At 69.5% G+C, this 24,742-nt stretch carries 18 protein-coding genes, 1 tRNA gene and 1 other RNA gene; 13 read left to right on the forward strand and 7 right to left on the reverse strand.

The window, feature by feature from the left end:
• Positions 1-294: 294 nt before the first annotated feature.
• Positions 295-693, reverse strand: coding sequence for an SdpI family protein (locus tag LQ566_RS11235; protein WP_231091791.1), 399 nt, complete (start codon positions 691-693; stop codon positions 295-297).
• 108 nt (positions 694-801) lie between these two features.
• Positions 802-2,517 (reverse strand): HNH endonuclease signature motif containing protein, encoded by a 1,716-nt coding sequence (locus LQ566_RS11240; RefSeq protein WP_231091792.1) that lies wholly within the window; start codon positions 2,515-2,517, stop codon positions 802-804.
• A gap of 320 nt (positions 2,518-2,837) precedes the next feature.
• Here LQ566_RS11240 and LQ566_RS11245 point away from each other — a divergent pair, with 320 nt between their 5' ends.
• The 5 genes from LQ566_RS11245 (at position 2,838) to LQ566_RS11265 (ending at position 7,532) form a co-directional block, all read left to right on the forward strand.
• Entirely contained in the window at positions 2,838-3,458 is a 621-nt protein-coding gene (locus LQ566_RS11245; protein ID WP_231091793.1) for a nucleotidyltransferase domain-containing protein, read from the forward strand.
• A gap of 106 nt (positions 3,459-3,564) precedes the next feature.
• Positions 3,565-4,026 carry an HIT family protein gene (locus tag LQ566_RS11250; RefSeq protein ID WP_231091794.1) on the forward strand — a complete coding sequence of 154 codons (462 nt, stop codon included), beginning with the start codon at positions 3,565-3,567 and terminating at the stop codon, positions 4,024-4,026.
• An 85-nt stretch (positions 4,027-4,111) separates the two neighbouring features.
• Positions 4,112-5,752 carry an acyl-CoA dehydrogenase family protein gene (locus LQ566_RS11255; RefSeq protein WP_231091795.1) on the forward strand — a complete coding sequence of 547 codons (1,641 nt, stop codon included), beginning with the start codon at positions 4,112-4,114 and terminating at the stop codon, positions 5,750-5,752.
• 34 nt (positions 5,753-5,786) lie between these two features.
• Positions 5,787-6,185, forward strand: coding sequence for a YccF domain-containing protein (locus LQ566_RS11260; protein WP_231091796.1), 399 nt, complete (start codon positions 5,787-5,789; stop codon positions 6,183-6,185).
• A 6-nt stretch (positions 6,186-6,191) separates the two neighbouring features.
• Positions 6,192-7,532 carry an LssY C-terminal domain-containing protein gene (locus tag LQ566_RS11265; protein ID WP_231091797.1) on the forward strand — a complete coding sequence of 447 codons (1,341 nt, stop codon included), beginning with the start codon at positions 6,192-6,194 and terminating at the stop codon, positions 7,530-7,532.
• Positions 7,533-7,610: 78 nt separating this feature from the next.
• Here LQ566_RS11265 and LQ566_RS11270 read toward each other — a convergent pair.
• The 4 genes from LQ566_RS11270 to LQ566_RS11285 all read right to left on the reverse strand — a co-directional run bounded on the left by LQ566_RS11270 (position 7,611) and on the right by LQ566_RS11285 (position 12,267).
• Positions 7,611-7,697 (reverse strand) — tRNA-Ser (locus tag LQ566_RS11270).
• A gap of 74 nt (positions 7,698-7,771) precedes the next feature.
• Positions 7,772-10,048, reverse strand: a complete 2,277-nt coding sequence (locus LQ566_RS11275; RefSeq protein WP_231091798.1) for a transglutaminase TgpA family protein — start codon at positions 10,046-10,048, stop codon at positions 7,772-7,774.
• The gene (locus tag LQ566_RS11280; protein WP_231091799.1) at positions 10,035-11,246 is read right to left on the reverse strand and encodes a DUF58 domain-containing protein; all 1,212 of its coding nucleotides are present in this window, start codon (positions 11,244-11,246) and stop codon (positions 10,035-10,037) included. The genes LQ566_RS11275 and LQ566_RS11280 overlap by 14 nt, the downstream gene beginning before the upstream one ends.
• A gap of 1 nt (position 11,247) precedes the next feature.
• Positions 11,248-12,267: an AAA family ATPase gene (locus LQ566_RS11285; protein ID WP_231091800.1), complete on the reverse strand. Its 1,020-nt coding sequence runs from the start codon at positions 12,265-12,267 to the stop codon at positions 11,248-11,250.
• Between the two features lie 130 nt (positions 12,268-12,397).
• Here LQ566_RS11285 and ffs point away from each other — a divergent pair.
• From ffs to LQ566_RS11310, 5 genes are all read left to right on the forward strand, one after another.
• Positions 12,398-12,494, forward strand: an RNA gene (ffs, locus tag LQ566_RS11290) — signal recognition particle sRNA small type.
• Positions 12,495-12,656: 162 nt separating this feature from the next.
• Positions 12,657-14,780, forward strand: a complete 2,124-nt coding sequence (gene pta, locus LQ566_RS11295; RefSeq protein WP_231091801.1) for a phosphate acetyltransferase — start codon at positions 12,657-12,659, stop codon at positions 14,778-14,780.
• 1 nt (position 14,781) lies between these two features.
• Complete coding sequence (locus tag LQ566_RS11300) at positions 14,782-16,005, forward strand: acetate/propionate family kinase (RefSeq protein ID WP_231091802.1); 1,224 nt, start codon at positions 14,782-14,784, stop codon at positions 16,003-16,005.
• Between the two features lie 105 nt (positions 16,006-16,110).
• The gene (locus tag LQ566_RS11305; protein WP_231091803.1) at positions 16,111-16,851 is read left to right on the forward strand and encodes an HAD family hydrolase; all 741 of its coding nucleotides are present in this window, start codon (positions 16,111-16,113) and stop codon (positions 16,849-16,851) included.
• A 49-nt stretch (positions 16,852-16,900) separates the two neighbouring features.
• Positions 16,901-19,378: a glycoside hydrolase family 65 protein gene (locus LQ566_RS11310; RefSeq protein WP_231091804.1), complete on the forward strand. Its 2,478-nt coding sequence runs from the start codon at positions 16,901-16,903 to the stop codon at positions 19,376-19,378.
• 58 nt (positions 19,379-19,436) lie between these two features.
• Here the strand turns inward: LQ566_RS11310 and LQ566_RS11315 are convergent, their stop codons facing one another.
• Complete coding sequence (locus tag LQ566_RS11315) at positions 19,437-20,393, reverse strand: sunset domain-containing protein (RefSeq protein WP_231091805.1); 957 nt, start codon at positions 20,391-20,393, stop codon at positions 19,437-19,439.
• On the opposite strand from LQ566_RS11315, the gene LQ566_RS11320 reads away from it, so the two are divergent.
• The 3 genes from LQ566_RS11320 (at position 20,392) to recR (ending at position 24,733) form a co-directional block, all read left to right on the forward strand.
• Entirely contained in the window at positions 20,392-21,033 is a 642-nt protein-coding gene (locus tag LQ566_RS11320; RefSeq protein WP_231091806.1) for a hypothetical protein, read from the forward strand. The genes LQ566_RS11315 and LQ566_RS11320 overlap by 2 nt on opposite strands.
• 167 nt (positions 21,034-21,200) lie before the next feature.
• Positions 21,201-24,140, forward strand: coding sequence for a DNA polymerase III subunit gamma and tau (locus LQ566_RS11325; protein ID WP_231091807.1), 2,940 nt, complete (start codon positions 21,201-21,203; stop codon positions 24,138-24,140).
• Positions 24,140-24,733, forward strand: a complete 594-nt coding sequence (gene recR, locus LQ566_RS11330) for a recombination mediator RecR (RefSeq protein WP_231091808.1) — start codon at positions 24,140-24,142, stop codon at positions 24,731-24,733. The genes LQ566_RS11325 and recR overlap by 1 nt, the downstream gene beginning before the upstream one ends.
• Positions 24,734-24,742: the final 9 nt, after the last annotated feature.

Here is a 24,742-nt window from a genome sequence, read left to right on the forward strand (position 1 = left end):
GGGGTGTGAGCCGGGGATGTGGTGGTGGTCACGGTGGGGTGTGAGTGGTGCTGTGGTGGTGGTCACGGTGGGGTGTGAGCCGGGGATGTGGTGCTGGTCACGGTGGGGTGTGAGCCGGGGATGTGGTGGTGGTCACGGTGGGGTGTGAGCCGGGGATGTGGTGCTGGTCACGGTGGGGCGTGAGTGGTGTTGCGGTGGTGATCACGGCTGGGCGTGAGGGGGGTGTTGGTTGCGGGGGCCCGCGTCGTGCCGTGGCGCCGAGCGGATCTTGCGGCGGTCGCGCTGTGGTGCTGATCACCGCTGACTGGCGGTGCCGGTGCTTCCGGGTGCAGCCTCGCGAGTGACGGCTTCGGCGGCTCGGCTGCCCACCCGCGCGCCGTAGAGCACGAACCCCACCATTGCACCCGCGCCCACGAGTGCGACAGACGCCAGCGCTGGCGTCGGCAGAGGGAGGAGCACGATCAGCCCCGCGGCGATGGCGACCAACGCCGAGAGCTGCGTCGCGCGCTTGGCCCGCACATGGGCTGCGAGCCAGGCTTCTTCGCTCGCCATCGTGCTGGGGATACGGATGCCGGCGACCGGGTTGCGCTTGAGCTTTCCGGAAGCTGCTGCGTGCGCCATCCAGGCGATGAGAAGGCCCGACCCGACCAGGACAACGCACAACACGACTCTCACGCTCAGTTCCGCACCCATCACTCGATCCTATGCACGGTGCAAACAGGGCGTCGGGTGAGGGCTCGGACATGGCGGGCTTGGGGCTGACGGATGCGAGAAGCTGGGGCGATGGGGGGCACTGGCGATTCAGCCAGGGCTTCGGTCGTGAGCGAGGCTCGGGGTGAAGGCAACAGCGTGGTGAGTGTGCTGGGGGCAATGGCGTCCTGCAGGGGTGATGAATTCCACGGTGCCGTCGGAGTGGTGTGTGATCTTCCAGCCGGCGTGGGTCTTGAGGGTGTGGTGGCGGCGGCAGAGGGGTGCGAGGTTGGTGATTGTGGTCGAGCCGCCATGGGCCCAGTCGTGGTTGTGATCGATGTCGGTGTAGCGGATGGGGACGCGGCACCCGGGGTGCCGGCAGTGCTGGTCTCGGTGGGTCAGGAAGCGTCGCATATCCGCGGTCGGCCGGTATCGGTCCGTGGCAAGGACCCCACCGCTGATCGGGTGGGTAAGGATTCGGTCCCATCCGGGTTGTGCGCCAGCGAGGAGTCGGGCGGTGTCGGCGTCAATGGGGGTGATGCCATCGAGCTCGGCCCCGGTGCTCTCCCGCCCGAGGAGCGTGAGGACCGGGATGGTGACGGCGACGGTGGCCCGGATGGACCCGATCGCGGTGTTCACGCTGTTCGGGATGCTGGTGAGGAGGAGGTCGGCGAGCAGATCGGCGCGCAGCTGATCTACCGTCCGCGTGTCATGTCGCTCACTCGCGTCCGTGCCCGTGCCCGTGCCCGTGCCGGAGGTCGTGTCCGTGTCCGTGCCTGTGCCCGTGCCCGTGCCCGTGCCCGTGCCGGAGGTCGTGTCCGTGCCCGTGCCCGTGCCCGTGCCCGTGTCCATGCCCGTGTTGGCGTCCGGGTCCGTTCCTGCACGTGTACGAAGACCTGCGCCTGTGGGAAGACCAGTGTCCGTACCCGCGCCGAGTCGAGTGCGGGTATCAAGTCCAGTGCCCGTGCCGAGCCCGGTATCAGTGCCGGCGTTCGTGCCACCACCAGTGTCCCCGCGCCTCCTAGCGCTCGTGTCAGGACCAGTGTCCGCGCGCGTACCAGCGCTCGCACGCGTACCAGCGCTCGCGCTCACTGTCTGCGCCATCTCTCGTGTCCGGGCGGATGCGCGGGCTGTCGCTGGCGCGGGTGAACTGGTCGCCGCATCGGCGTCCGCTCCGTTGCGGGTGTTCGCCTTGTTCGCCGCACGGAGCGTGTGTGCCATCTGATCCAGTCGATCCTTCACGCCATACGCCAGCACCGAGGGGAGGAGGGCGTGCAGCGTCGCCATGCCGTCGGCAGCATCGGTGACCCAGACCGCACGGGCACGACGGGCTTCCTCATGGCGTTCGGTGATCCCGATCTCGCGTACCTCTTCGGCCACGCGGGCGAGCATCGCGCGCAGCCGGTTCGGTGACTCCGCACGCGCGAGCGGGAGGGCACGCTCCACATACGTGTCCCGCGCGGGACCGCTCTCCACGGGTGTCCCATGCTCCAGGATGACCCGCACATGAGCGCCGGTGATCTCCCCGGATGACAGCGCGGCATGCACGGCGGTGAACCCGTGCACCAGCTGGTAGGCGTCCGACATCTGATGCTGCACGGTGCGGTCGCTCACCCGGACAGCGGCGCCCACCTCCGCCGCGATCGACCGCAGGCCCAGCTCCGCATCCGATGACCGCCCGGACGCACCGGACAGTTCCACCAGGTCTGCCAGCAGCGCTGCTTCGAGTGCATCCGTGGCGGCCCGTGAGCGCGATACCGCGGCCAGCGCATCGACATACGCGCGCACCACGCCGGGATCGGTGCTCAGAGAAGATTCGAATGTCATGTCCTCATTCTGGCGACTGAATGGGAACAAAAGTACGAAAGTGGCGAGGATGTGGATAACCCGCTCCGCCATAGAGAGCTCGGCCTCCTCCGCCGCGCACCGTGAGAGCACCCCGGCGAGAGCCCCGCATCGTGAGTCCGCCGCGAGAGCCCGCACCGTGAGACCGCCGCGAGAGCCCGCACCGTGAGACCGCGGCGAGAGCCTCGCACCCGGTGAAGGAAAGGGGGCCGGGCCATTTCAGAGACACCCGTCGGTCACGATTCGTCAACCTGCGCGCGGCAACCGGCCGCTTAGCGGGGGAAGATCCGTACCCTGGCACCGTGGACCACAGCGAGATCGTACGGCTCTACGGGCCGTGGCGCTCGCGCACGGTCGACGATGTCGTCGAGCTCTTCGCGGGGTATGCCGGCCCCTGGTGGATCGCCGGTGGATGGGCGATCGAGGCATTCACGGGGATCTCGCGCCCTCACGGCGACATCGACGTGAGCATCCCTCGCTCCGACGCGCATCTGCTGCGCGCGCACCTGCGCGACCGCCTGGATGTCTGGGCGGCGCATCGCGGCGATCTGCTCCCTCTGACGAACCCGGCCCGGATGGTTCCGGATACCTGCAGCAACCTGTGGCTGAGGGCAGACGGTGCCAGCCCGTGGGAGTACGACATCATCCTCATGGACACGACCCCCACCCGATGGACCTACAAGCGCGACCCGCGGGTCGCGCTCGCGTTCAACGAGATCCTCTGGTCTCAGAACGGCGTGAACTACCTGCGTCCCGAGATCCAGCTGCTCCACAAGGCTCCGGGACTTCGCCCGCAGGACCAGGCGGACTTCGAAACCGCTCGTCCGGTTCTGAGCGAGGAAGCTTCGGTGTGGTTGCGACGAGCACTACAGACGGCGCACCCGGATCACCCCTGGATCGGAGAACTCGCTCCATCCCGTTGATCCAGCCCGCTGCTCTCATCACATCCGGAGCCCAGCGCCTACGGTGGGAGCCATGTGGTGGTCCGAACGCGAATGGCAGGCCCTGACATCGCCCGAACGTTGCGGAATGTGCGCTGACGCACATATGGAGAGCAATGAGCACAGCGTGCTCGTCGCGGCGACCGGCACCAGCTTCGTGCGGTTCGCCCGCAACCAGCATCACGCGGGATACTCCCTCGTGATCCTCCGCGAGCACATCGTGGACATGGCAGAGCTGCCCGTCACGCAGCTCGCGCAGTTCTGGGTCGACGTGCAACGGGCCGCCCGCGTGATCGATCGCGTGTTCGAGCCGAAGAAGATCGACTACCTCGTCATGGGCCACCGGATGCCCCACCTGCACTGTCACCTGATTCCTCAGCATGAGGCCGACGACCCCCTGCGCAACGTGAACATCGCAGACGGCCCGACGTACCTTCCCGCTGGCCGACTGGCCTCCGCGGTCATGGCGATGCAGGAAGCCTGGCGCTCGCGGGAGGGCGCGCTTGATGGGGGCGTGGGCGGAACGCTCGGCGACGCCCCGTCGCCGTGAACCGCAGCATCGGCGTCCTTGCGGGGGAGTCCCACACGCGGACCGGGCGTAAGGTCGTGCGAAACACCGAAAGAGAGGCGGCACGATGGCGAGCACCCACACCGTCCACAACCAGGCGGCTCCACGCGAGGGACTGAACGAGTACCTCGTCAACCGCCCACTGGCCGAGGGCGTCACCACCTTCGGAGCCGGCTGGGCGACCGCAGAGCTCACGGCCACGGGAGAACTGGTCGGAACCGCCGGATTCCAGCACGACGCGGAGCTGGCGAACACCGTCGAGCCGCGGTTGCTCACCTTCGACCGATGGGGGAACCGCCTCGACGAGGTGGAGTACCACCCGGCCTATCACTCGATCATCGGGAGTGCCGTCGCCGCCGGCGCGCACACCGCCGCCTGGGCGGATCCCCGTCCGGGGGCCCACGTGGCGCGCGCCGCCCAGTTCATGCTCTTCGCCCAGATCGAGCCCGGTCATGCCTGCCCGGTGTCGATGACACATGCGGTGGTCCCCGCGCTTCAGCAGTTCGCCACTGCGGAGCTTCGGGACTCCTGGCTTCCGCGATTGCTGGCACGCGAGTACGACCCCGTGTTGCGCGCCGGCAAAAGATCCGCCCTGTTCGGGATGGCGATGACGGAGAAGCAGGGCGGTTCCGATGTGCGCGCCAACACGACGATCGCGGTTCCGCTCGGAGACGGCGAGTATCTGTTGCGCGGTCACAAATGGTTCTGTTCGGCCCCGATGTCCGACGGCTTCCTGGTGCTGGCGCAGGCGCCCGGGGGCCTCAGTTGCTTCCTCCTGCCGCGGATACTGCCCGACGGACGCCGCAACCCCTTCGCCATTCAGCGGCTCAAAGACAAGCTCGGTAACCGGGCGAACGCCTCCAGCGAGATCGAGCTCGACGCCACCCACGCCTGGCTGGTGGGAGAGGAGGGGCGCGGCGTCCGCACCATCATCGAGATGGTCAACCAGACCCGGCTGGACTGTCTGCTGGGCTCGACCGCGGGGATGCGCCAGTCCACCGCGGAAGCCATCTGGCACGCACAGCATCGCTCGGCCTTCGGCGCCCTGCTGGTCCACCAGCCGGCGATGACGCAGGTGCTCGCCGACCTGGCCGTCGAGACGGAGGCCGCCACGCTCGCCTCCCTTCGCATCGCCGCGGCATATGACGAGACGGCACCGGCAACGGACGAGCCGTTCCGCCGGCTGGCGACGGCGGTGCTCAAGTACTGGGTGTGCAAACGCGGACCGGGGCACGCGTACGAGGCGCTGGAGTGCCTGGGAGGGAACGGATACACGGAGGCGTTCCCGCTCGCCCGCCGCTACCGCGAGCAGCCGGTGATGGCGGTGTGGGAAGGCTCCGGAAACGTGATCGCACTGGACACGCTGCGGGCTCTCGCACGCGAGCCCGAGTCGCTGGACGCGTATGTGGACGAAGTGCGTGTGGCCTCGGGGGCGGACCGGCGGCTGGATGCGTTCGTCGATCACACCGTGGCACTCGCGCGCAGGTGCGCGGCCGACCCGGCCTCCGCGCACGCTCAGTCCTCCGCGCGTGCGCTCACCGAAGCACTCGCTGTAGCCCTCCAATGTTCACTTCTGCTCCGCCATGCTCCGTCCGCTGTAGCCGATGCCTTCCTCGCCACGAGGACCGAGGGTGCTCGTGGCTTCCTGTACGGCGCGGGACAGATCACCGGCGCGGCCGAGATCGTCGAACGTCACGCCGGCTTCTAGCCCGGATGTCCGCAGCCCATGGGATCATGGCGGCATGCGCACGATCCTCAACATCATCTGGCTGATCCTCTCGGGGTGGGCGCTCTTCCTCGGCTACGTCCTCGCGGGAATCCTGCTCTGCATCCCGATCTTCACGATTCCGTGGGCGATTGCCTCCGTCCGCATCGCAGGGTATGCGCTGTGGCCGTTCGGGCGAGAGGTCGTGGCCAAGCCCACGGCAGGAGTCGGATCGTTCCTCGGCAACGTGGTGTGGGTGATCCTCGCCGGATGGTGGCTGGCGATCGCACACATCGTTTCCGGCATCGCGCTGTGCATCACGATCATCGGCATCCCGATGGGCATCGCAGACTTCAAGATGATCCCGGTGTCGCTGGCGCCGCTGGGCAAGGAGATCGTCTCCACCCGGCGCGGATCCTTCGACCGGACCCTGTGAGAGCCCATGCCCCACGCATCGGATCCCGCTGAGGAGCGCTCCACGACGGTGCGGCGCAGCGCGCTGCGCATGCAGCAGCCGCTGGATCGCTTCACGGTGTTCGATCGCGTCGCGTTCCTCATCGGCACGGTTGCTGCTGTGTGGCTGGCCACGCTCCTGGTGCTGCAGGGCTTTCGGACATGGTGGGGGCTGGGCCTCGCGCTTGTCGTGTGGGCGCTGCTCGCATATCTCGCGCTGCCGCGCCTGCACAAGATGCTCTCGGATCTGTATGTGCCCGACTACTTCTTCGGCAGGACCCGCACCGCCGACGGACTTCTCGGCGATCCCGTGAACCTCGCCGTGGACGGGTCATTCGAGCAGCTCGACGCGGTGATGCGCCGCGCCGGCTGGCACACCGCGGATGAGATTTCCCCCTCGTCCACCTGGGGGATCATCGTCTCCACGCTCACGCGGAGGTCGTACCCCACGGCGCCGGTGTCGAACCTCTATCTGTTCGGACGCCGACAGGATGTCGCTTATCAGCAGGAGGTCGCCGGCAATCCGAAGCAGCGCCACCACGTGCGCTTCTGGCACACTCCGCCAGGCTGGCCGCTGCCGGGAGGTGCCCGGGTGGACTGGCTGGGAGCCGGTACCTACGACACCGACGTGGGGCTCTCGCTGTTCACCCTCCAGATCACGCACCGCATCGATGAGGACACCGATGTCGAGCGCGACTTTGTCGTCTCCTCCGCGACCACGGCCGATGACTCCGTCCGGGTGCGTGTGCTGAGCGATTTCACAACCGGCTATCACTCGCGAAACGGTGGCGGAGATCGATTCATCACCGACGGTGACCTCCCCATCCTCGATCTGTCCGAGGTGGAACCCTCGCTGACGGACACCACGCTCACCGCGAGCTATGTCGCCGAGAAGCGGGCGCGCCCGCCGATGACCACGATCTTCGGCGCGGTCGTGGTGCTTGTCGGTGCGGTGCTCAGCGGTCTGGACATCGTCAACGCCCTCGCGGACACAGCCGGTCTCGACGAGATCGAGATCGCCGCGCTGTGGATCGTGCTGGGCGTCTTCGCGCTGGCGCTCGTGATCCAGATCGTCCTGGCCATCAGCATGCTCCGCGGCGGCAGACGCGCCCGCAACACCCTCATCGTGTTGCTGACGATCACCATCGTCGGTGCCGCGGTCAGTTATCTCGACGGAACCATCGCGCTGGGCCTCGACTTCGCGCTGCTGAACGCGACCGTCCAGTGCCTCGGCCTTCTCGCCCTCACCACGGACTCCGCCGGGGCGTGGTCGCGCCGTCGCCTCACGGACGATCTGGAGCCCGCGCCCCACGAGGCTCCGGCGAGCTGAACCCGGCGGGCGCGACGGCCGGGCCAACGGGATTCCGGCGGACGCAAGAGACCCCCAGATCTCTCTGGGGGTCTTCGGCGGAGAATGGGGGATTCGAACCCCCGAGGGCTTTCACACCCAACACGCTTTCCAAGCGTGCGCCATAGGCCACTAGGCGAATTCTCCTCGGCTCACTGAGCCTCGTACGATCCTACCCTGTGTTGCGGTGTGCTCGTGACCGGGCAGACCACCCGGGCGCGTCACGGGGTGGGGGCATCCCGCCGGGGAAGCAGCGAGACGGGAAGGAATCGGGCGCGGCGCCGGACATGCGGGTCGGCCGTCTCCTGCCAGATCCGGTGCACATCGGCGACGGCGCCGGCAAGCGCCTCGCCGTCCGCGCCACCACCGTCCTCACGTCCGTAGCTGACGCGCTCGATGGCGGCACGCAGCAGATCGAGCTCCTCGCGGGGCGCGCCGGTCGCCGTCACGATCCGGTCCACGAACTCGCGCGGGGTGTTCGAGTCGTCGGCCCGGAGACCGTGATCCGCGGCATCTGCTTGCAGCTCCGCCCAGGCAGCCGCCGCGTCGCCCGCACGTGCTGCCGTCATCCGCCGTGACCGCAGCACTGTGCGCACGGTGAGGGGCGTGAGGGCGACCGCGACCGCCAGGGCGATCCAGCCCAGGATGGCCAGGTACCGGCCGAGATCGACGCTCGGACTGCTCCCCGCCGTGCTCGTGTCGGTGGGCTCGGTGATGTCCGGACGCTCCGGCTGGGCGGTGGCCGTGGACGTGGGCGCTGGCGCGCTCGGCTCGACCGGATCGCTCCCGGTGGGTGTCGCCGCCAGGAACCGCGTGGCCACGCCCAGGCTCGCGGTGGGCTCGAACGCCACCCAGCCGATGCCGGCGAAATAGACCTCCGGCCAGGTGTGGAGCTGATCCGACGTGACCGCGTACTGGACGCGATCGTCGACGCTCGTTCCCGTGGCCTCGCCGGGCAGGAAGCCCAGCGCGATGCGCGCCTGCATACCCAGGTCGCGGGCCATCAGGGTGAACGCGGCCGCGAAGTGAACGCAGTAGCCGCTGCGCTGTGTGAGGAACGCCTCGATCGCCACGGCGCTCGATCCGTCATAGCCGTCTTCCACCGGCGCATCCAGCGAGTACGAGAACTCGCTGGAGCGGAACCAGGACTGCAGCGCCACGAGCTTGTCGTAATCGGTCGCAGCTTCGGCAGTCACCTCGGTGGCGTACTGGTGCAGCAAAGGCGTGTCTTCGGCTGAGAGGCCGGTGCTGGCGCCGATCTGCGCGGACGCCGCGCGAATCTGCTCCAGGGACGGCGCCGCCGTGGTGTACGAGGCGCCGTAGGACAGCCCGTTGATCACCGTTCCCTCGGACGCGACGGTCCGGTTGTCGGAGTCCGCCCGCCAGCCGGCCCCGAGGCCGGTGAGGTCGAAGGGCTCCGGGGGGAGCGGCAGCATGGTGGAGTCCACGCCGTCGACCTCCACCGAGATCTGATGAGTGGTCGTCTCCACCGCGGGATCGCGCACCTCCGGGAACTGGGAGAGCCAGTCCACATCGACCCGCTCGCCCTCATCCGGCTCCCAGACGCTGCCGGTGAACTGCGACATGGTGGTCAGCCGGAGGTACGGGACCGCGCCCCCGTCCGTGGTGAAGGTCAGCATGCGGGTGTTGTTCGGCCGGCGGAGGTCTTCGCCGAGATCGAGGGTGGCGTCGATGCGGTTCGCGCTTCCGAGCCCGAATCCGTTCAAGGACCCGTTCCCGCCTCGGGGAAGGAGGGGCGCCACGATGACGGCGGCAACGAGGGCGATCACCACCGAGACCACTCCCGCACCGAGCACGCCTCCGGGGCGAAGCCCCCCGCGCAGCTGCACGCTGCGATACAGCAGCGCGGCGCCCACCACGATGATGAGCGCGATCGCGACCGCATCGCTGCCGTGGGGGAGGATCGCGGACGGGGCCAGTGCCAGCGCCAGCGGGATGAGCACCGCGGCCACCGGGACGCGGAAGGTGATGACGATGAGGTCGGCGAGCACCGTGATCAGCGCGATCGCCGAGACGAGCAGGAACGACAGCGTGGGATCCTCCGGCATCGGGGCCACGCCCTGTCGGATCTGCTCTGCGGCGTCGCCCGCGAGCACGTCCCAGCGGGCGAACACGTCGAACGTCGGGATCACGAAGAGGAACGCCTGGGCCGGCGCGGTGAGCAGAGTGGCGGACCCGAGGCCGATGATGACCTGCCCGATCAGGGCGCCGAGGCCGCCGGTGCGAAGTGCCCGCATCAGGACGCCGACGCCAATGAGCACGGCGATCGTCAGCACCGACTGCAGCCGCCAGGTCTCCCCGGAGAAGATCCTCCCGAACGGCATCAACGGCAAGCACAGCAGCACAGCGAGAAGCAGGCTGGTGATGGCGTCCGGGCGGGAGCGGCGCCGCGCCGACGACGACTGGACTCGTCCGCGGGTCGGCATCTCATGCGTGTGGGCCGCGGCAGTCGGCGCAGGGGCCTCACGAACCGCCATGGGTCACCTCCGCTCCGATCGCACGCGCCCACGCCGCCCGCAGCGCTGGGGCGCCGGACTCGGCGACGACGCCGGTGCGCCATCCGCGGGCGGCGGCCCGCTCGATTCCCGAGACGGCGGGACCGACGGCCAGGAGCACGGGGAGGGACGAACGCGCAGCGACGCTCCCCGTGGAATCCACCGCCGCATCCACGCGGCCCGCCGTGAGGAGCACCACCGGCCCGAGCTCGGCGGCCATCGGCGAGACACGCGCCGCGGCGTGCACGCTCTGCAACCGGGCGAGCACGGCCAGAGCCGAGCGGATGCCGTCCTCGTCGGCGATGTCCGGGACGAGGGTCGTACCGGACGTGTCGGTCAGTGCCACCACGTATCCGTCGCGCACCAGCCGCACCACCACGGAGATTGCCCCGGCCAGCACGGTCTCGAGGTCAGCGGCCGCGGATCGTCCGCCCGTCTGGTGCGGGCGCACCCGATCGATGATCACGGTGGCCCGGGGCGTGCTCTCGAACTCCTCCTGGCGAACCATGAGCTCGTCACGATGAGCCGTCGCGCGCCAGTGGACGCGGCGGAGCGAGTCGCCGGGAACATAGGGGCGGGCGATCAGATTGTCGGCGCCCTCCACGGCACGCGGCGACAACGCCGAGTGCGCGCCGCCGCTCTCACCCGCCGCCTCGGACAGGGACGGCAGCTCGTGCACCTCGGGCCCGACCAGCACCGAGAAGGCTTCTCCCACCGTGGGCATACGCCGGGCGAGCCCGAGTGCGTCCACGAGCCCCACGCGCAGCGGCCCGACACTGTGGTCCCCGCGAGCCGTGCCGGTGAGTTCGTAGCGGATCGTCACGCGGTCGATGCGCTGGTCTGCCCGGGTCACGATGCCGTTCGCGCGGCCCGCGAGTCCGGTGGGCACACGCTCGCTCCAGCGCGTGAGACCCGCCGGTGCTGCACCCGGGGTCCACGTGGCCGCGACCTCGATCTTCTCGCCGACGGCGGACACGTCGGGGGAGACCCGGTGCTGCACCGCACCGGCTGCGCCTCCGAACCACACGACCACGAGGCAGCTCAGCACCAGGAGTGCGAGGACCACGCCGGCGAAGACCACGGCGTCGAGTCCGATGCGCAGACCGACCACCGTGATCACCAGCCCGGCGAGGAACAGCACCGTGCCGCGGGCGGTCAGTGGCCAGAGCGGACCGCGCATGTCAGCGGCGGCTCGCGATGGGCACCGCGACCCGGCGGGTGAGCCCGGAGAGCACCTCGTCGATGATCTCGTCATTGCTGGCGCGGCCGAGCGCGGTGCGCGTGGGAAGCAGACGGTGGGCGAACACGGGGGAGAGGAGGTCGGTGACATCGTCCGGCAGCACGAAGTCGCGGCCGTCCAGCGCCGCCCACACCTTCGCGGCACGCACGAGCTGCAGGGTGGCGCGCGGCGATGCGCCCAGGCGGAGATCGGGGTGTGTGCGGGTGGCCTGTGCCAGGCGCACCACATACTCCTCGATGAGCGGAGAGACATGGATTCCCCGCACGAAGCGGATCATCGCGGTGATCTCGGCGGCATCGGTGACGGGACGGAGATCCGCGAGAGGGTTGCCGGCGTCGCGCTGGCGGATCATCGCCTGCTCCGCCTGCGCGTCCGGGTAGCCCATCGACAGGCGCACCAGGAACCGGTCGCGCTGCGCCTCCGGAAGGGCGTAGGTGCCGTCCATCTCCAGCGGGTTCTGGGTCGCTACCACGATGAACGGGGCGGGGAGCGGGCGCGAGAGGCCGTCAACGGTAACCTGGCGCTCCTCCATCGCCTCCAGCAGGGCCGACTGGGTCTTCGGGGATGCACGGTTGATCTCATCGGCGATCACGACGTTCGCGAAGATCGCGCCCGGCTTGAACTCGAACTCCCTGGTGACCGGATTGAACACCGACACGCCCGTGACGTCGCCGGGAAGCAGATCCGGGGTGAACTGGATCCGTCGCACGTCCGCGTGCACGGATGCGGCCAGAGCGCGGGCGAGCATCGTCTTGCCGACCCCGGGCACGTCCTCGATGAGCAGATGGCCCTCTGCGAACAAGCAGACGAGGGCGGCGTCGATCGCGGAGCGCTTGCCGTCGATGACGCGTTCCACCGACTCCACGATCCGGCCGACCACCGCCGAAAAGCGATCCTGGTCGATCACAGCGCCGGTGTGGTCGGCTGCTGACGGCGCTGCCGGAGTGGTGCCCTGATCCATCGGAATCCTCTCGTCCGCGATACCCGCTCGCGCGGGTCCGAGCGGTGCCCTCGGGTGTGACAACACCGTCCGCGCACACTCTAACCGGGCCAGATGGTCAGAGGATGCGTGCGGACCTTGTTAGACTGTTCTCAGCTCTCCGCGCGGCGGTATCCAGGCCAACTCCCCCAGGACGGAAACGTAGCAAGGGTAACCAGGCTCTGCCGGGTGCGCGGAGAGTCTTTTCATGCCCGGGGCACTCGTGTCGCCGGGCATTCTTCGTACGCCCCGCGCATTCTCCCGCTACGGTGAGCCGGTGCGAGCCGGATTCGCGTGAGCGAAGACGAACCATGCGCAGCTGGCGGAATATCTCCAGCCCGCCCCGCCACCCGCCCGCCTAGGGTGGAAGCGTGGCGAAGAGCATCTACATCACGTCAGCCGAGGGGCACACCGGCAAGTCCGCGATCGCGCTGGGCGTGCTGGACCTTCTCACCCGCACGACGGCTCGCGTGGGGGTGTTCCGGCCGATCACGCGCTCACGCGAGGAGATCGACAGCGTCCTGGCGATGCTGCTCGAGCACGACGGCGTCGACCTGGACGCGGCGGCGGCCACCGGCGTGACCTACGACGAGGTGCGCGCGGATCCGGAAGCCGCCCTGTCGCAGATCGTCGAGCGGTTCAACGCGGTGAGGTCCCAGTGCGAGACGGTCGTGATCATCGGCAGCGACTACACGGATGTCGCGAGCCCCACCGAGCTCGGCTTCAACGCGCGCATCGCGGCGAACCTCGGCGCTCCGGTCCTCCTCGTGCTCGGCGGACGCGCCCAGCTGGGGCAGGGGGAGCAGCTGGGCACCACGACGGCGCGCACCGCCGCGGAGATCGCCGCCACCGCGGATATCGCGATGACGGAGCTCCGCCACAGCCGGGCCCAGCTGCTGGCGGCGATCGTGAACCGCGCCGATCCGACGCAGTCCGACGCCATCATCGACGCGGTCTCTGCGGCGATCGTCGCCGATGGTGCCGCACCCGGAACGCCCGTGTGGGCGATCCCTGAGGACCGTTCGCTGGTGGCCCCGTCCGTGCGCGGAATCATGCAGGCGGTGGACGGACGGCTCATCCAGGGGGATCCCGAGCTGATGACCCGCGAGGTGCTCTCGGTGGTCGTCGCCGGCATGTCGATGGTCAACGTGCTGCCACGGCTACAGCAGGACGCGATGGTGGTGATCGCCGCGGATCGCACCGACGTGCTGCTGGCGACGCTGCTGGCCAACGCCTCCGGGACGTTCCCCTCGGTGTCCGGCATCCTCCTCAACGGGCCGTTCCCGCTCCCGGAGGAGATCACCCGGCTCCTGGACGGCCTGTCCTCGTCGCTTCCCGTGATCGCGACGGACCTGGGAACCTACGACACGGCCTTGCGGGTCATGCGCACCCGAGGACGACTCGCCTCCGACTCGCGCCGACGCATCGACACGGCGCTGACCCTGTTCGACACGAGCGTCAACACCGACGTACTCGCCCAGGCCCTCGGCGTGGCGAGCACCGATGTGGTCACCCCGCTGATGTTCCAGTACGCGCTCGTGGAGCGGGCGCGCGCCGACCGACGGCACATCGTCCTCCCGGAGGGCGACGATGATCGCATCCTGCGCGCTGCAGCCACCCTTGAGGCACGAGGCGTCGCGGAGCTGACGATCCTCGGCGACGAGCAGGCGGTGCGTGCGCGCGCGGTGGAACTCGGCGTGGACCTCGGCGGCGCCCACATCCTCAGCCCCTTCGATCCCGAGCTCGTGAAGACCTTCGCCGCTGAGTACACGCGTCTGCGAGCGCACAAGGGCATGACGCTCGAACGAGCCGCCGACACCGTGACAGACGTGTCCTACTTCGGCACGATGATGGTGCACCTGGGGCTCGCGGACGGCATGGTCTCCGGCGCCGCGCACACCACCGCACACACGATCCGTCCGGCCTTCGAGATCATCAAGACCCGTCCGGGGACGTCCGTGGTCTCCAGCGTGTTCCTCATGGCTCTCGCGGACCGCGTCCTGGTCTACGGCGACTGCGCCGTGATCCCGGATCCCACGAGTGAGCAGCTCGCGGACATCGCGATCTCCTCGGCCGCCACCGCCACCCAGTTCGGCATCTCGCCACGTGTGGCGATGCTCTCCTACTCCACGGGGGAGTCCGGATCCGGCGCAGACGTCGACAAGGTGCGCGCGGCGACCGCCCTGGTTCGCGAACGCGCACCCGAACTGCTGGTCGAGGGTCCGATCCAGTACGACGCGGCGGCGGACGCTGCCGTCGCGGCCGCGAAGATGCCCGGATCCGAGGTGGCCGGACGCGCCACGGTGTTCATCTTCCCAGACCTCAATACCGGCAACAACACCTACAAGGCGGTGCAGCGCTCCGCGGGGGCGGTGGCGATGGGACCCGTGCTCCAGGGCCTCAACCGCCCGATCAACGACCTGTCCCGGGGCGCCCTCGTCGAGGACATCATCAACACGGTGGCCATCACGGCCATCCAGGCGCAGGGGGTCTGACGTGAGCGCAGTGCTGGTGATCAACAGCGGATCCAGCTCGTTCAAGTACGAGTTGCTGGAGATGGAGGGTGAGCGCGTTCTGGCGAGCGGTCTCGTCGAGCGCATCGGCGAGTCGAGTGGTGCGATCCATCACACCGTGCATGCGCCCGCCGGTGGCGTCCAGGTGGCGATGCACAAGGCCACGTACGACCGCGATGTCCGCATACCCGACCACACCACCGGGTTCGCCCTCATGCTGGAGGCCTTCGACGAGCACGGCCCGCAGCTGACGGACTCCCCGCCGATCGCCGTGGGACACAGGGTGGTCCATGGTGGGGCGCGATTCTTCGAGCCCACGCTCATCACGCCCCTGGTCGAGATCAACATCGACGATCTGTCCACGCTCGCACCCCTGCATAACCCGGGCGCGGTGGAGGGCATCATCGCCGCGAAGAAGGCTTTCGCCGATGTGCCGCACGTCGCGGTGTTCGACACCGCCTTCCACCAGACGCTGGAGCCGGCGGCCTTCACGTACGCCATCGACGCGGATGTGGCGCACCGCCACCGCATCCGCCGCTACGGATTCCACGGCACCAGCCACAAGTACGTGAGCGAAACGGCCGCGGCCTTCCTCGGCCGTGACAACGCCGAGCTCAAGCAGATCGTCTTCCACCTGGGAAACGGGGCCTCGGTCACGGCGATCGACGGCGGGCGCAGCGTCGACACATCGATGGGCTTCACCCCGCTGGAGGGCCTGGTGATGGGAACGCGCTCGGGCGACCTCGACCCGGCCGTGCTCTTCCAGCTGGCACGACGGGCCGAGATGAGCACGGACGAGCTGGATCGCCTGCTGAACAAGCAATCGGGACTGCTCGGCCTCGCGGGGGTCTCCGACATGCGTGACGTGCTCGAGGGGCGGGAACGCGGCGACGAGCGCGCCGCACTCGCCTTCGACGTCTACATCCATCGCCTCAAGCACTACCTCGGCGCCTATCTCGCGGTGCTTGGGGGAGTGGACGTGATCTCCTTCACCGCGGGCGTGGGGGAGAACGCGGCGGCGGTGCGCGCCGCGGCCCTCGCCGGAGCGGAGTGGGCGGGCATCGAACTGGATGCGCAACGCAACGCCACCCGCTCGGGCGGACCCCGCGTGATCTCCACCGACACGTCCCGCGTGACGGTGCTCGTGGTGCCCACGAATGAGGAGCTGGAGATCGCGCGCCAGACGCTGCAGGCCATCGCGGTCTGAGGCGCACACGACTGCCTCGTCGCGTGTGCCATGGAACGGTTCCACACCATACTCTGGGCCGAGTGCGCGCAGGGTGCGCGTGAACCCGTCCGATTCGGAGGAGCAGTGGCCGAACTGCCCACTGGTGCAGCTGTTGATCTGACCGCCTATGACGCTGTGCTGTTCGACCTCGACGGGGTGCTCACACCCACGGCCGAGGTGCACATGCACGCGTGGCAGAGCATGTTCGACACCCTCTTCGAGGAGTGGGACATCACGCCGCCGTACACGTCCGAGGACTACTTCCAGTACGTCGACGGCAAGAAGCGGTACGACGGCGTCGCCTCGCTGCTGCGTTCCCGTGACGTCGAAGTCCCGTGGGGCGATCCGTCCGACCCGGTGACCGCCGACACCGTGTGCGGCATCGGGAACCGCAAGAACGTGGTCTTCACGCGCGTTCTGCGCGAGGAGGGCATCACGCCGTACGCCGGGTCGCTCGCCCTCATCGACGCCCTGGTCGCTCGTGGAGTCCCGCTCGCGGTGGTCTCCAGCTCCAAGAACGCCGTCGAGGTCCTCGACGCGGCCGGCATCGCCGATCGTTTCACCGCCGTGGTGGACGGTGTGGTCGCCGAGCGCGACGGGCTGCCCTCCAAGCCGGCACCCGACGTCTTCCTGCGCGGTGCCGCCGACCTCGGAGTGGCTCCCTCTCGCGCCGTCGCGGTGGAGGACGCCATCAGCGGCGTCGAGTCCGCTGCAGCGGGCGGTTTCGCGCTCGTGATCGGCGTCGACCGCGGCGTGGGAGCGGACGCGCTGCGCGCCGCGGGTGCGCACGTCGTGGTCGGCGACCTGGCCGACCTCCTCCCCTGAACCTCATCCTTTCCTGCCCACCCGATCCCTCTCGTTCCTGAAAGCAGACATGCTCGATCGCGATCGCTTCCCCGTCGACCCCTGGCGTCTCGTTGAGAGCCGTGTGAGTGCGGACGACAAGGGCCTCACCGAGACCCTCTTCTCCGTCGGCAACGGCTACCTCGGCCTGCGCGGAAACCACCCGGAAGGACGTGACGCGCATGAGCACGGCACGTTCGTCAACGGCTTCCACGAGACCTGGCCCATCCGTCACGCCGAGCAGGCGTATGGCTTCGCCGAGGTCGGCCAGACCATCGTCAACGCCCCTGACGCGAAGATCATGCGCGTCTACGTCGACGACGAACCGCTGGTGCTGGAGACCTCGGAACTGCTGGAATACCGCCGCGAGCTCGACATGCAGGCCGGCGTACTGCGTCGGCACCTGCTCTGGCGCACGCCGTCGGGAAAGAAGGTGCGCGTCAACCTGGAGCGCCTGGTCTCCTTCACCGACCGCCACCTCACGCTGCAGCGGCTGTCCGTGAGCGTCGACACCGACGCGCCTGTCGCCATCAGCAGTCAGATCGTCAACCGCCAGGACGGCGAGGACGTCTTCGGTGGTGCAGCTCCGGCTCGCGGCCACGGCACCGCCAAGTTCGACCCGCGCAAGACCGAGCGCATCAGCAACCGCGTGCTGCAGCCGCAGGAGTTCTGGGAAGACGGCGACCGCTCCGCGCTGTCGTACCGGGTCACCAACTCCGGGATGACGCTCGCTGTCGTTGCCGATCACGAGATCGCCACAGCCAACGACTACAACACTCGCAGCCTCATCGAGGGTGACATCGCCAAGACGGTGTACCGGGTGCAGGCGCGCGCCGGTGTGCCCATCACGGTGACGAAGACCGTTGCATACCACTCCTCGGAGGTGGCCCCGGCTCGCGAGCTGGTGGATCGCGGCCGGCGGACCCTGGACCGGGTGCGCGCTGCCGGGGCGGACGCCGTCTTCGCCGCACAGCACGAGTTCCTCGACGCGTTCTGGAAGCGCTCCGATGTTCTGATCTCGGGCGATGACGCCGTCCAGCAGGCTGTGCGCTGGGATCTCTTCCAGCTGGCGCAGGCATCTGCGCGCGCCGACGCTCAGGGCGTTCCCGCGAAGGGGCTCACCGGCTCCGGATACAGCGGGCACTACTTCTGGGACACCGAGGTCTACGTCCTTCCGTTCCTCACCTACACGTCACCGGACTGGGCTCGCAACGCTCTGCGCATGCGCGCGATGATGCTCCCCGCCGCGCGCCGTCGCGCCGCGGCACTGAACGAGGCCGGCGCCCTGTTCCCGTGGCGCACCATCAACGGCGAGGAGGCCTCGGCCTACTACGCCGCCGGCACCGCGCAGTACCACATCAACGCCGACATCGCCTTCGCCGTGGCCAAGTACGTGCGCGCGACCGGCGACGTCGACTTCCTCCACCGCGAGGGATCCGACATCGTCGTGGAGACGGCGCGCATGTGGTCGACGCTCGGGTTCTGGCGCGAGAACGGTGATCACACCTTCCACATCCACGGTGTGACCGGGCCGGACGAGTACACCACGGTCGTCAACGACAACCTGTTCACGAACGTGATGGCCCGCTTCAACCTCGCCTACGCGGCCAGCGTCGTGCGGGACATGGCGGAGCACGCGCCGGAGGCGTATCGCGCGCTCGCTGATCGCGTCGGACTCGAATCCGGCGAGGCCGATGCCTGGCAGTCCGCCGCGGACGCCATGCACATCCCGTTCAACGAGCACCTGGGCATCCACCCGCAGGACGCGCTGTTCCTGGATCGCGAGGTGTGGGACCTCGACAACACGCCCGCTTCGCAGCGCCCGCTGCTGCTGCACTTCCACCCGCTGGTGATCTACCGCTTCCAGGTGCTGAAGCAGGCCGACGTCGTGCTGGCGCTGTTCCTGCAGGGGGACCAGTTCTCGGCGACGCAGAAGCTCGCGGACTTCGACTACTACGACCCGCTGACGACGGGGGACTCCACTCTCTCCGCCGTGGTGCAGTCGATCCTCGCGGCGGAGGTCGGCTATCGCGACCTGGCGATGGAGTATTTCCTGCACGCCCTCAACGTGGACCTCGCCGACCTGCACCACAACACGGCGGACGGCGCCCACATCGCGTCGGCCGGTGGCGTGTGGACCGCCCTGGTATCGGGCTTCGGCGGCATGCGCGACTACGACGGGAAGCTGTCGTTCGATCCGCGCCTGCCGGCGGCGTGGCCCGAGCTGGCCTTCCCGCTGGAGTGGCACGGATCACAGCTTCGCGTGTCGGTCACGGCGACCGAACTGCGAGTGAGCGTCGAATCCGGCGACGCGGTGGACTTCACCGTCCGCGGGGCTGCGCACTCCGCAGCGCCGGGGGCCGACGCCGTCGTGGCGCTGGCCGACCAGGGGCCGGTGTTGGAGGGCCGTCCGACGGTGAGCGACGTCGCGCGCGGGCGCCGCGAGGACGGCAGCTACATCACGGCGAGCATCCCCCCGACCGGAACCATCGACGTCGCCGCGGAGTAAGCGGAGATACGGCCAGGGGCGGACGGGGAGACCCGGTCCGCCCCTGGCCGTATCGCGCTCAGGCCCGCGACTTGCGATAGCCCGCTCGTACGGCATCGGCCTCGGTGCGGAAGCAGTCCTCTGGCTTGGTGGCGTTGTAGTAGCGTCCGCCGGGCATGTGGTAGATCCCGGAGTCAGCGTTGCCCTTGATCGGGGCCCATGAAGGGCATGAGGTCGCGCCCTTCGGCGGCGTGAAGCGGCCGGGGTAGTTCACCGCGGCGGTGGGTGTGGAAGACCGGGTGAGCGTGGGAAAGCCCGCCTGCGAGCCGGTCACGGAGACGGTGATCTTCTTGCCGTAGGCGCTCTCGGGAATGCGATACGTGGAGCCGGTGGCCCCGGCGATCTTCGAGCCGTTGGCGTACCACTGATAGGTGAACGTCGTTCCGCCGGCCCACCCACCGGTACGCGCCGTCAGAGTCTGTGCGACGGTGGCGCGGCCGCTGATGGTCGGCGCCGGTGCAGCGGCCACCCGGAGGGTCGCGGCGGAGACCGTGGTCACCGTCGTGTAGCCGGTCAGTGCGCCGGTGATGGCGACCGTGATCCGTTTGCCCGTATGTCCCGCCGCCAGTGTGAGCGTCGTCCCCGTCGCTCCCGGGATCGCGGTGCCATCGGCCTGCCACTGATACCGCAGGGAGGTCCCCTTCGTCCACGCTCCCGTGCTTGCGGTCAGGGCCGCACCGACCACGGCCGTGCCCGCGACCTTCGCGCTCGCGGTCGTGGGCAGCTTCGCGGTGGCTGATGACGACAGAGACGCCGTCGCGTGCCCGGGCTTGGTGCCGGTCACCGTGACGGTCAGTCGCTTGCCCGCTTCGGAGCTGGTGGCGGTGAACTTCGCCGATGTCGCCCCGGCGATGGGCCTGCCATCCGCCTTCCACTGATAGCTGAAGGAGGTGCCGCCGGTCCATCCGCCGACCCGGGCTGTGACGGCGGATCCGACGGCGGCCGTGCCGCCGATCGTGGGAACGGCCGCAGACATGACCCGCAGCGTCGAGGCGGACACCCGGGTGACCGGGGTGTGCCCGGCGAGCGACCCCGTCACCCGCACGGATATCGCCTTCCCGCTGTGGGTGGCGGTCAGCGGGAGGGTGGCGGATGTCGCTCCCGTCAGCTCGGCGCCATCCGCCAGCCACTGGAACGCGAAGCGGGTGCCGGTGCTCCACCCGGTCGCGCTCGCCGTCAGCGTCGTGCCGGCGACGGCCGATCCCGTGATGCGCGGGGTCGTGGTGGTGGGTATCGGTGCCGGAGCCGCGGCGGCGGTCGGCTCGATGGCGGGGGAGAGCCTACCGGGTGTGGGGGTCGGCGAGGCTGTCGGGGTCGGCGAGGCTGTGAGGGTCGGCGATGGTGTGGATGTGGCGGTCGTTGTGGCTGTCTCAGGTGTGGGTGTGGGGGTGGGCACCGGAATCGGCGACCCGGCGCGCGGAGGTGCCGGCGGCACGCTTTCCGGAATCGACGGCGCAGACGTCGCGCTCACGAGCGAGCGCGGTTCGTCCGTGGGCTGCGGGCCCGGGGCGGACGACGGAGCCGAGTCCGGCACTGGGGCGGCCAACGCGGCGGGAGCGGGGGACAAGAGGGCAGCCACCACGAGGGCGGCGACCACGGAGGCCTGGGGGAGGTGAGAAGGACGACGCACGGTTGTCGGGCTGCTTTCGATCGCCGGTGGGGTGGCGGCGCTCCGGGGTGCCGCTCATTTTGTGAGAAGCCTCTCATAATGTGCGTCATGCAGGCGAGCGGTGCAGGTCGGCCCGCCGAACTCAATGTCGGTGCCCTCCCGTAGGCTGGAGGGGTGACCACAGCCCTCTACCGCCGCTACCGTCCGGAGACGTTCGCCGAGATGATCGGGCAGTCGCAGGTCACCGATCCGCTGATGACTGCACTGCGCGCCGATCGTATCGGGCACGCCTACCTGTTCTCGGGCCCGCGTGGGTGCGGAAAGACCACGTCAGCGCGCATTCTTGCGCGCTGCCTCAACTGTGCGGCCGGTCCCACGGACACCCCGTGCGGAACGTGCGACAGCTGCGTGGAACTGTCCCGGAGCGGCGGCGGATCCCTCGACGTGGTCGAGATCGACGCGGCCAGCCACAACGGCGTCGACGACGCGCGTGACCTGCGCGAGCGTGCCGTGTTCGCTCCCGCCCGCGACCGCTTCAAGATCTTCATCCTCGATGAGGCGCACATGGTCACGCAGCAGGGCTTCAACGCCATGCTGAAGCTGGTGGAGGAGCCTCCGCCCCATGTGAAGTTCATCTTCGCCACCACGGAACCGGAGAAGGTGCTCGGCACCATCCGCTCCCGCACGCACCACTATCCGTTCCGCCTGGTGCCCCCGGCGGCGATGCTCGACTACGTCGGCACCCTGTGCGCGCAAGAGGGCGTGTCCGTGGAGCCCGGTGTGCTGCCGCTGGTGGTCCGTGCCGGCGGCGGATCACCACGGGACACCCTGTCGTTGCTCGACCAGCTCATCGCAGGATCCGAGAACGACAACGTGTCCTATGAGCGGGCCGTCGCCCTTCTCGGATACACGCACAGCGAGCTGCTAGATGCCGTGGTTGACGCCTTCGCCGCAGACGACGCCGCAGCAGCCTTCGCCGCGGTGGACCGCGTGGTCCAGACCGGCCAGGACCCGCGCCGTTTCGTGGATGATCTCCTGGAGCGACTCCGCGACCTCATCATCATCGCGGCGGCGGGTGCCGGAGCCACCGCCGTGCTTCGCGGGGTGCCCGCGGACGAACTGGAGCACATGGCCCGGCAGGCGGCCGCCACCGGCGGAGCCCGCCTGTCGCGAACGGCAGACCTCGTCTCCGCAGCGCTGGATGACATGACCGGCGCCACCTCGCCACGCTTGCATCTGGAGCTCCTCGTGGCCCGCGTGCTCGCCGGCACAGGTGCCATCGACGGGGCGGTTCCCGTGGCGCCGGGCGCACTCGCAGCAGGCGCTGCGGCAGGTGCGCCTGCGGCAGATGCACCGACCGCAGGCGCACGTGCGGCGGCGAACGGCTCAGCTCCCGTGACCTCCGCACCGGCGTCAGGTGGTTCCGTGACCTCCGCACCGGCGTCAGGTGGTTCCGTGGGGGCTGCACCCGCGGCGGCTGCGGCTGCGGCGGGGGCACCCGGGGGTGCTGCGCCGAGTGCAGCGCCCGGCTCTCCCGCCCCCACAGGGGCCGCGTCCACGTCCGTCCCCTCCGACGCGACGCCCGCGCAGGGAGGTCCGGAGGCCGTGACGGCGCCCACCGCTGGGGAGTCCGTCCCGGTCGAGACCGCCGAAGGTGACCACTCAGCAGGCGACGACGTCCGCGCTGCTTCGGCCGATGTCTTGGACGCCAGCTCTGCCGGTACATCCGGCGCCGGACCGGCGGATGCCGCGATGGAGGAGCCGTCGGACGCGATCGACGACGAGGGCGCCCCGGGCGATACACCGATGTTCGCGGTGGAGGAGGCTCCGGCAGCTGAACCCGATGCAACCGAGGATCCGGCGACGCCGGTATCGCCCGAGCGGCCGGGTGCCGCCACGGCCCCTGACGCCACGGCGGCCGCTGAGGCCGAGGACCGGACGGACGTCTCCGTGACCGCTGACGTCGAGACCCCGACGGATGTCTCGTCTCCGGCTGATGTGTCGCCCACCGCCGATGCGGCACGGCCCGAATCCGCTCCGGCGGCCGCGCCCGTCACGACGGACTCCGTTCTCGCGTCGGCCGTCTCGTCCGAAACCGCCGATGCACCGGCTGCGCCGGCTGCGGGAGCCCGGACTGCTGGCGCCGCCCCGTCGGATGCGACTGCCCCGTCGGATGCGACTGCCCTGTCGGGTACGGCTGCCCCATCGGGTACGGCTGCACCGTTGGATACGACTGCCCTGTCGGGTACGGCTGCCCCATCGGGTACGGCTGCCCCATCGGATGCGTCCGCGCCGACCGCTGCTGCCGATGCGTCGGCCGAAGCGGACGCGCCGATCACCGCCCAGCGTATGAAGGATGTCTGGCCCGAGGTGCTCCAGCGCCTGGAGGCGATCAATCGCGCGTCGTGGCTGGTGGCCAGCGATGCCCGCGTGCTGGCGTTCGAGGGTGATGTCCTCACCCTGGGCTTCCAGAGCCAGGCAGATGTTGCCGCCTTCAAGAAGCTGAACGCCGGCGCGGGCCCGAGCGAGGATCTCCGGGCCGCGATCATCGACGTGCTCGGCGTGCGGGTGAAGTACCTCGCGCGCCACGACCGCGCCGCGGCGCCCCTTCCGGGCGCTCCGGAAGCTCCGGGACCCGGATGGCGGACCGATGCGCCTGCACCCTCGATGCCCGCTGATGACGGCTGGTACCCGTCTGATGAGGCGCCGCCCGAGGAGGACGAAGCACCGGAAGACAGCGGACGACGCCCCGCACCTCGTTCCCCGCAGGGGTCGAACGCGGGCGCTCCGACCGCGGCGTCGTCGGCTGGGCGCGCCCCGCGGTCGGCCCCCGCCGCCGCTGCGCCGGTCACGGACTGGGCCGTGGCCGCGATCCCGGGTGGTTCCACGCCCCTCTCCGTCGCCGCCCCGGCGGAACCGGCGCCGGCGAGCCCGGAACCGGAGCCCGACCCCGAACCTGACCCTGTCGAGGCCGAGCAACGACCCACCGTCTCGTCTCGCTCCATTGACATCGGTGACGGCCGCCAGCGCTACGGCGAAGCGGTCGTGCGACAGGTGCTCGGCGCCACCTTCGTCCGTGAGGAACCCTACGAGCCGCCCACGAGGTTCGCCTGATGTACGACGGAATCGTTCAAGAGCTGATCGACGAGTTCGGCCGCCTGCCCGGAATCGGGCCCAAGTCCGCGCAGCGGATCACCTTCCACATCCTGCAGACGCCGAGCTTCGACGTGTCCCGGTTGTCCGCACTCCTCGTCGACATCCGGGAGAAGGTGCGCTTCTGCGAGGTGTGCGGCAACGTCTCGGAGCAGGAGCGATGCGCTATCTGCCGGGACCCGCGCCGCGACCCGAGCCTCATCTGCGTCGTGGAGGATGCGAAGGACGTCGCTGCCATCGAGCGCACCCGCGAATACCGCGGCCTCTACCAGGTGCTCGGCGGCGCGATCAGCCCGATCGCCGGTGTCGGCCCGGATGATCTGCGCATCTCCCAATTGCTGTCCCGCCTTGCTGACGGCACCGTGCAGGAGGTGATCATCGCCACCAACCCCAACTTGGAGGGCGAGGCCACCGCGGCCTACCTCAGCCGTCTGCTCACCACGATGCAGATCTCGGTCACCCGGCTCGCTTCGGGTCTTCCCGTGGGCGGCGATCTGGAGTACGCGGACGAGGTCACCCTCGGTCGGGCCTTCGAGGGGCGCCGTGCCGTCTGACGGCGCCGT

Origin of the sequence: Microbacterium nymphoidis, assembly GCF_021044885.1 — a bacterium.
GTDB lineage: Bacteria > Actinomycetota > Actinomycetes > Actinomycetales > Microbacteriaceae > Microbacterium > Microbacterium nymphoidis.

What these genes read in the sequence shown, in the direction of transcription:
- LQ566_RS11265 (WP_231091797.1), top strand. Translation starts at nt 6,192, where the DNA reads ATGCCCCACGCATCGGATCCCGCTGAGGAGCGCTCCACGACGGTGCGG.
- LQ566_RS11235 (WP_231091791.1), bottom strand. Translation starts at nt 693, where the DNA reads ATGGGTGCGGAACTGAGCGTGAGAGTCGTGTTGTGCGTTGTCCTGGTC.
- LQ566_RS11255 (WP_231091795.1), top strand. Translation starts at nt 4,112, where the DNA reads ATGGCGAGCACCCACACCGTCCACAACCAGGCGGCTCCACGCGAGGGA.
- LQ566_RS11250 (WP_231091794.1), top strand. Translation starts at nt 3,565, where the DNA reads ATGTGCGCTGACGCACATATGGAGAGCAATGAGCACAGCGTGCTCGTC.
- LQ566_RS11285 (WP_231091800.1), bottom strand. Translation starts at nt 12,267, where the DNA reads ATGGATCAGGGCACCACTCCGGCAGCGCCGTCAGCAGCCGACCACACC.
- LQ566_RS11320 (WP_231091806.1), top strand. Translation starts at nt 20,392, where the DNA reads ATGACCCGCAGCGTCGAGGCGGACACCCGGGTGACCGGGGTGTGCCCG.
- LQ566_RS11275 (WP_231091798.1), bottom strand. Translation starts at nt 10,048, where the DNA reads ATGGCGGTTCGTGAGGCCCCTGCGCCGACTGCCGCGGCCCACACGCAT.
- recR (WP_231091808.1), top strand. Translation starts at nt 24,140, where the DNA reads ATGTACGACGGAATCGTTCAAGAGCTGATCGACGAGTTCGGCCGCCTG.
- LQ566_RS11310 (WP_231091804.1), top strand. Translation starts at nt 16,901, where the DNA reads ATGCTCGATCGCGATCGCTTCCCCGTCGACCCCTGGCGTCTCGTTGAG.
- LQ566_RS11240 (WP_231091792.1), bottom strand. Translation starts at nt 2,517, where the DNA reads ATGACATTCGAATCTTCTCTGAGCACCGATCCCGGCGTGGTGCGCGCG.
- LQ566_RS11315 (WP_231091805.1), bottom strand. Translation starts at nt 20,393, where the DNA reads ATGTCTGCGGCCGTTCCCACGATCGGCGGCACGGCCGCCGTCGGATCC.
- LQ566_RS11260 (WP_231091796.1), top strand. Translation starts at nt 5,787, where the DNA reads ATGCGCACGATCCTCAACATCATCTGGCTGATCCTCTCGGGGTGGGCG.
- LQ566_RS11280 (WP_231091799.1), bottom strand. Translation starts at nt 11,246, where the DNA reads ATGCGCGGTCCGCTCTGGCCACTGACCGCCCGCGGCACGGTGCTGTTC.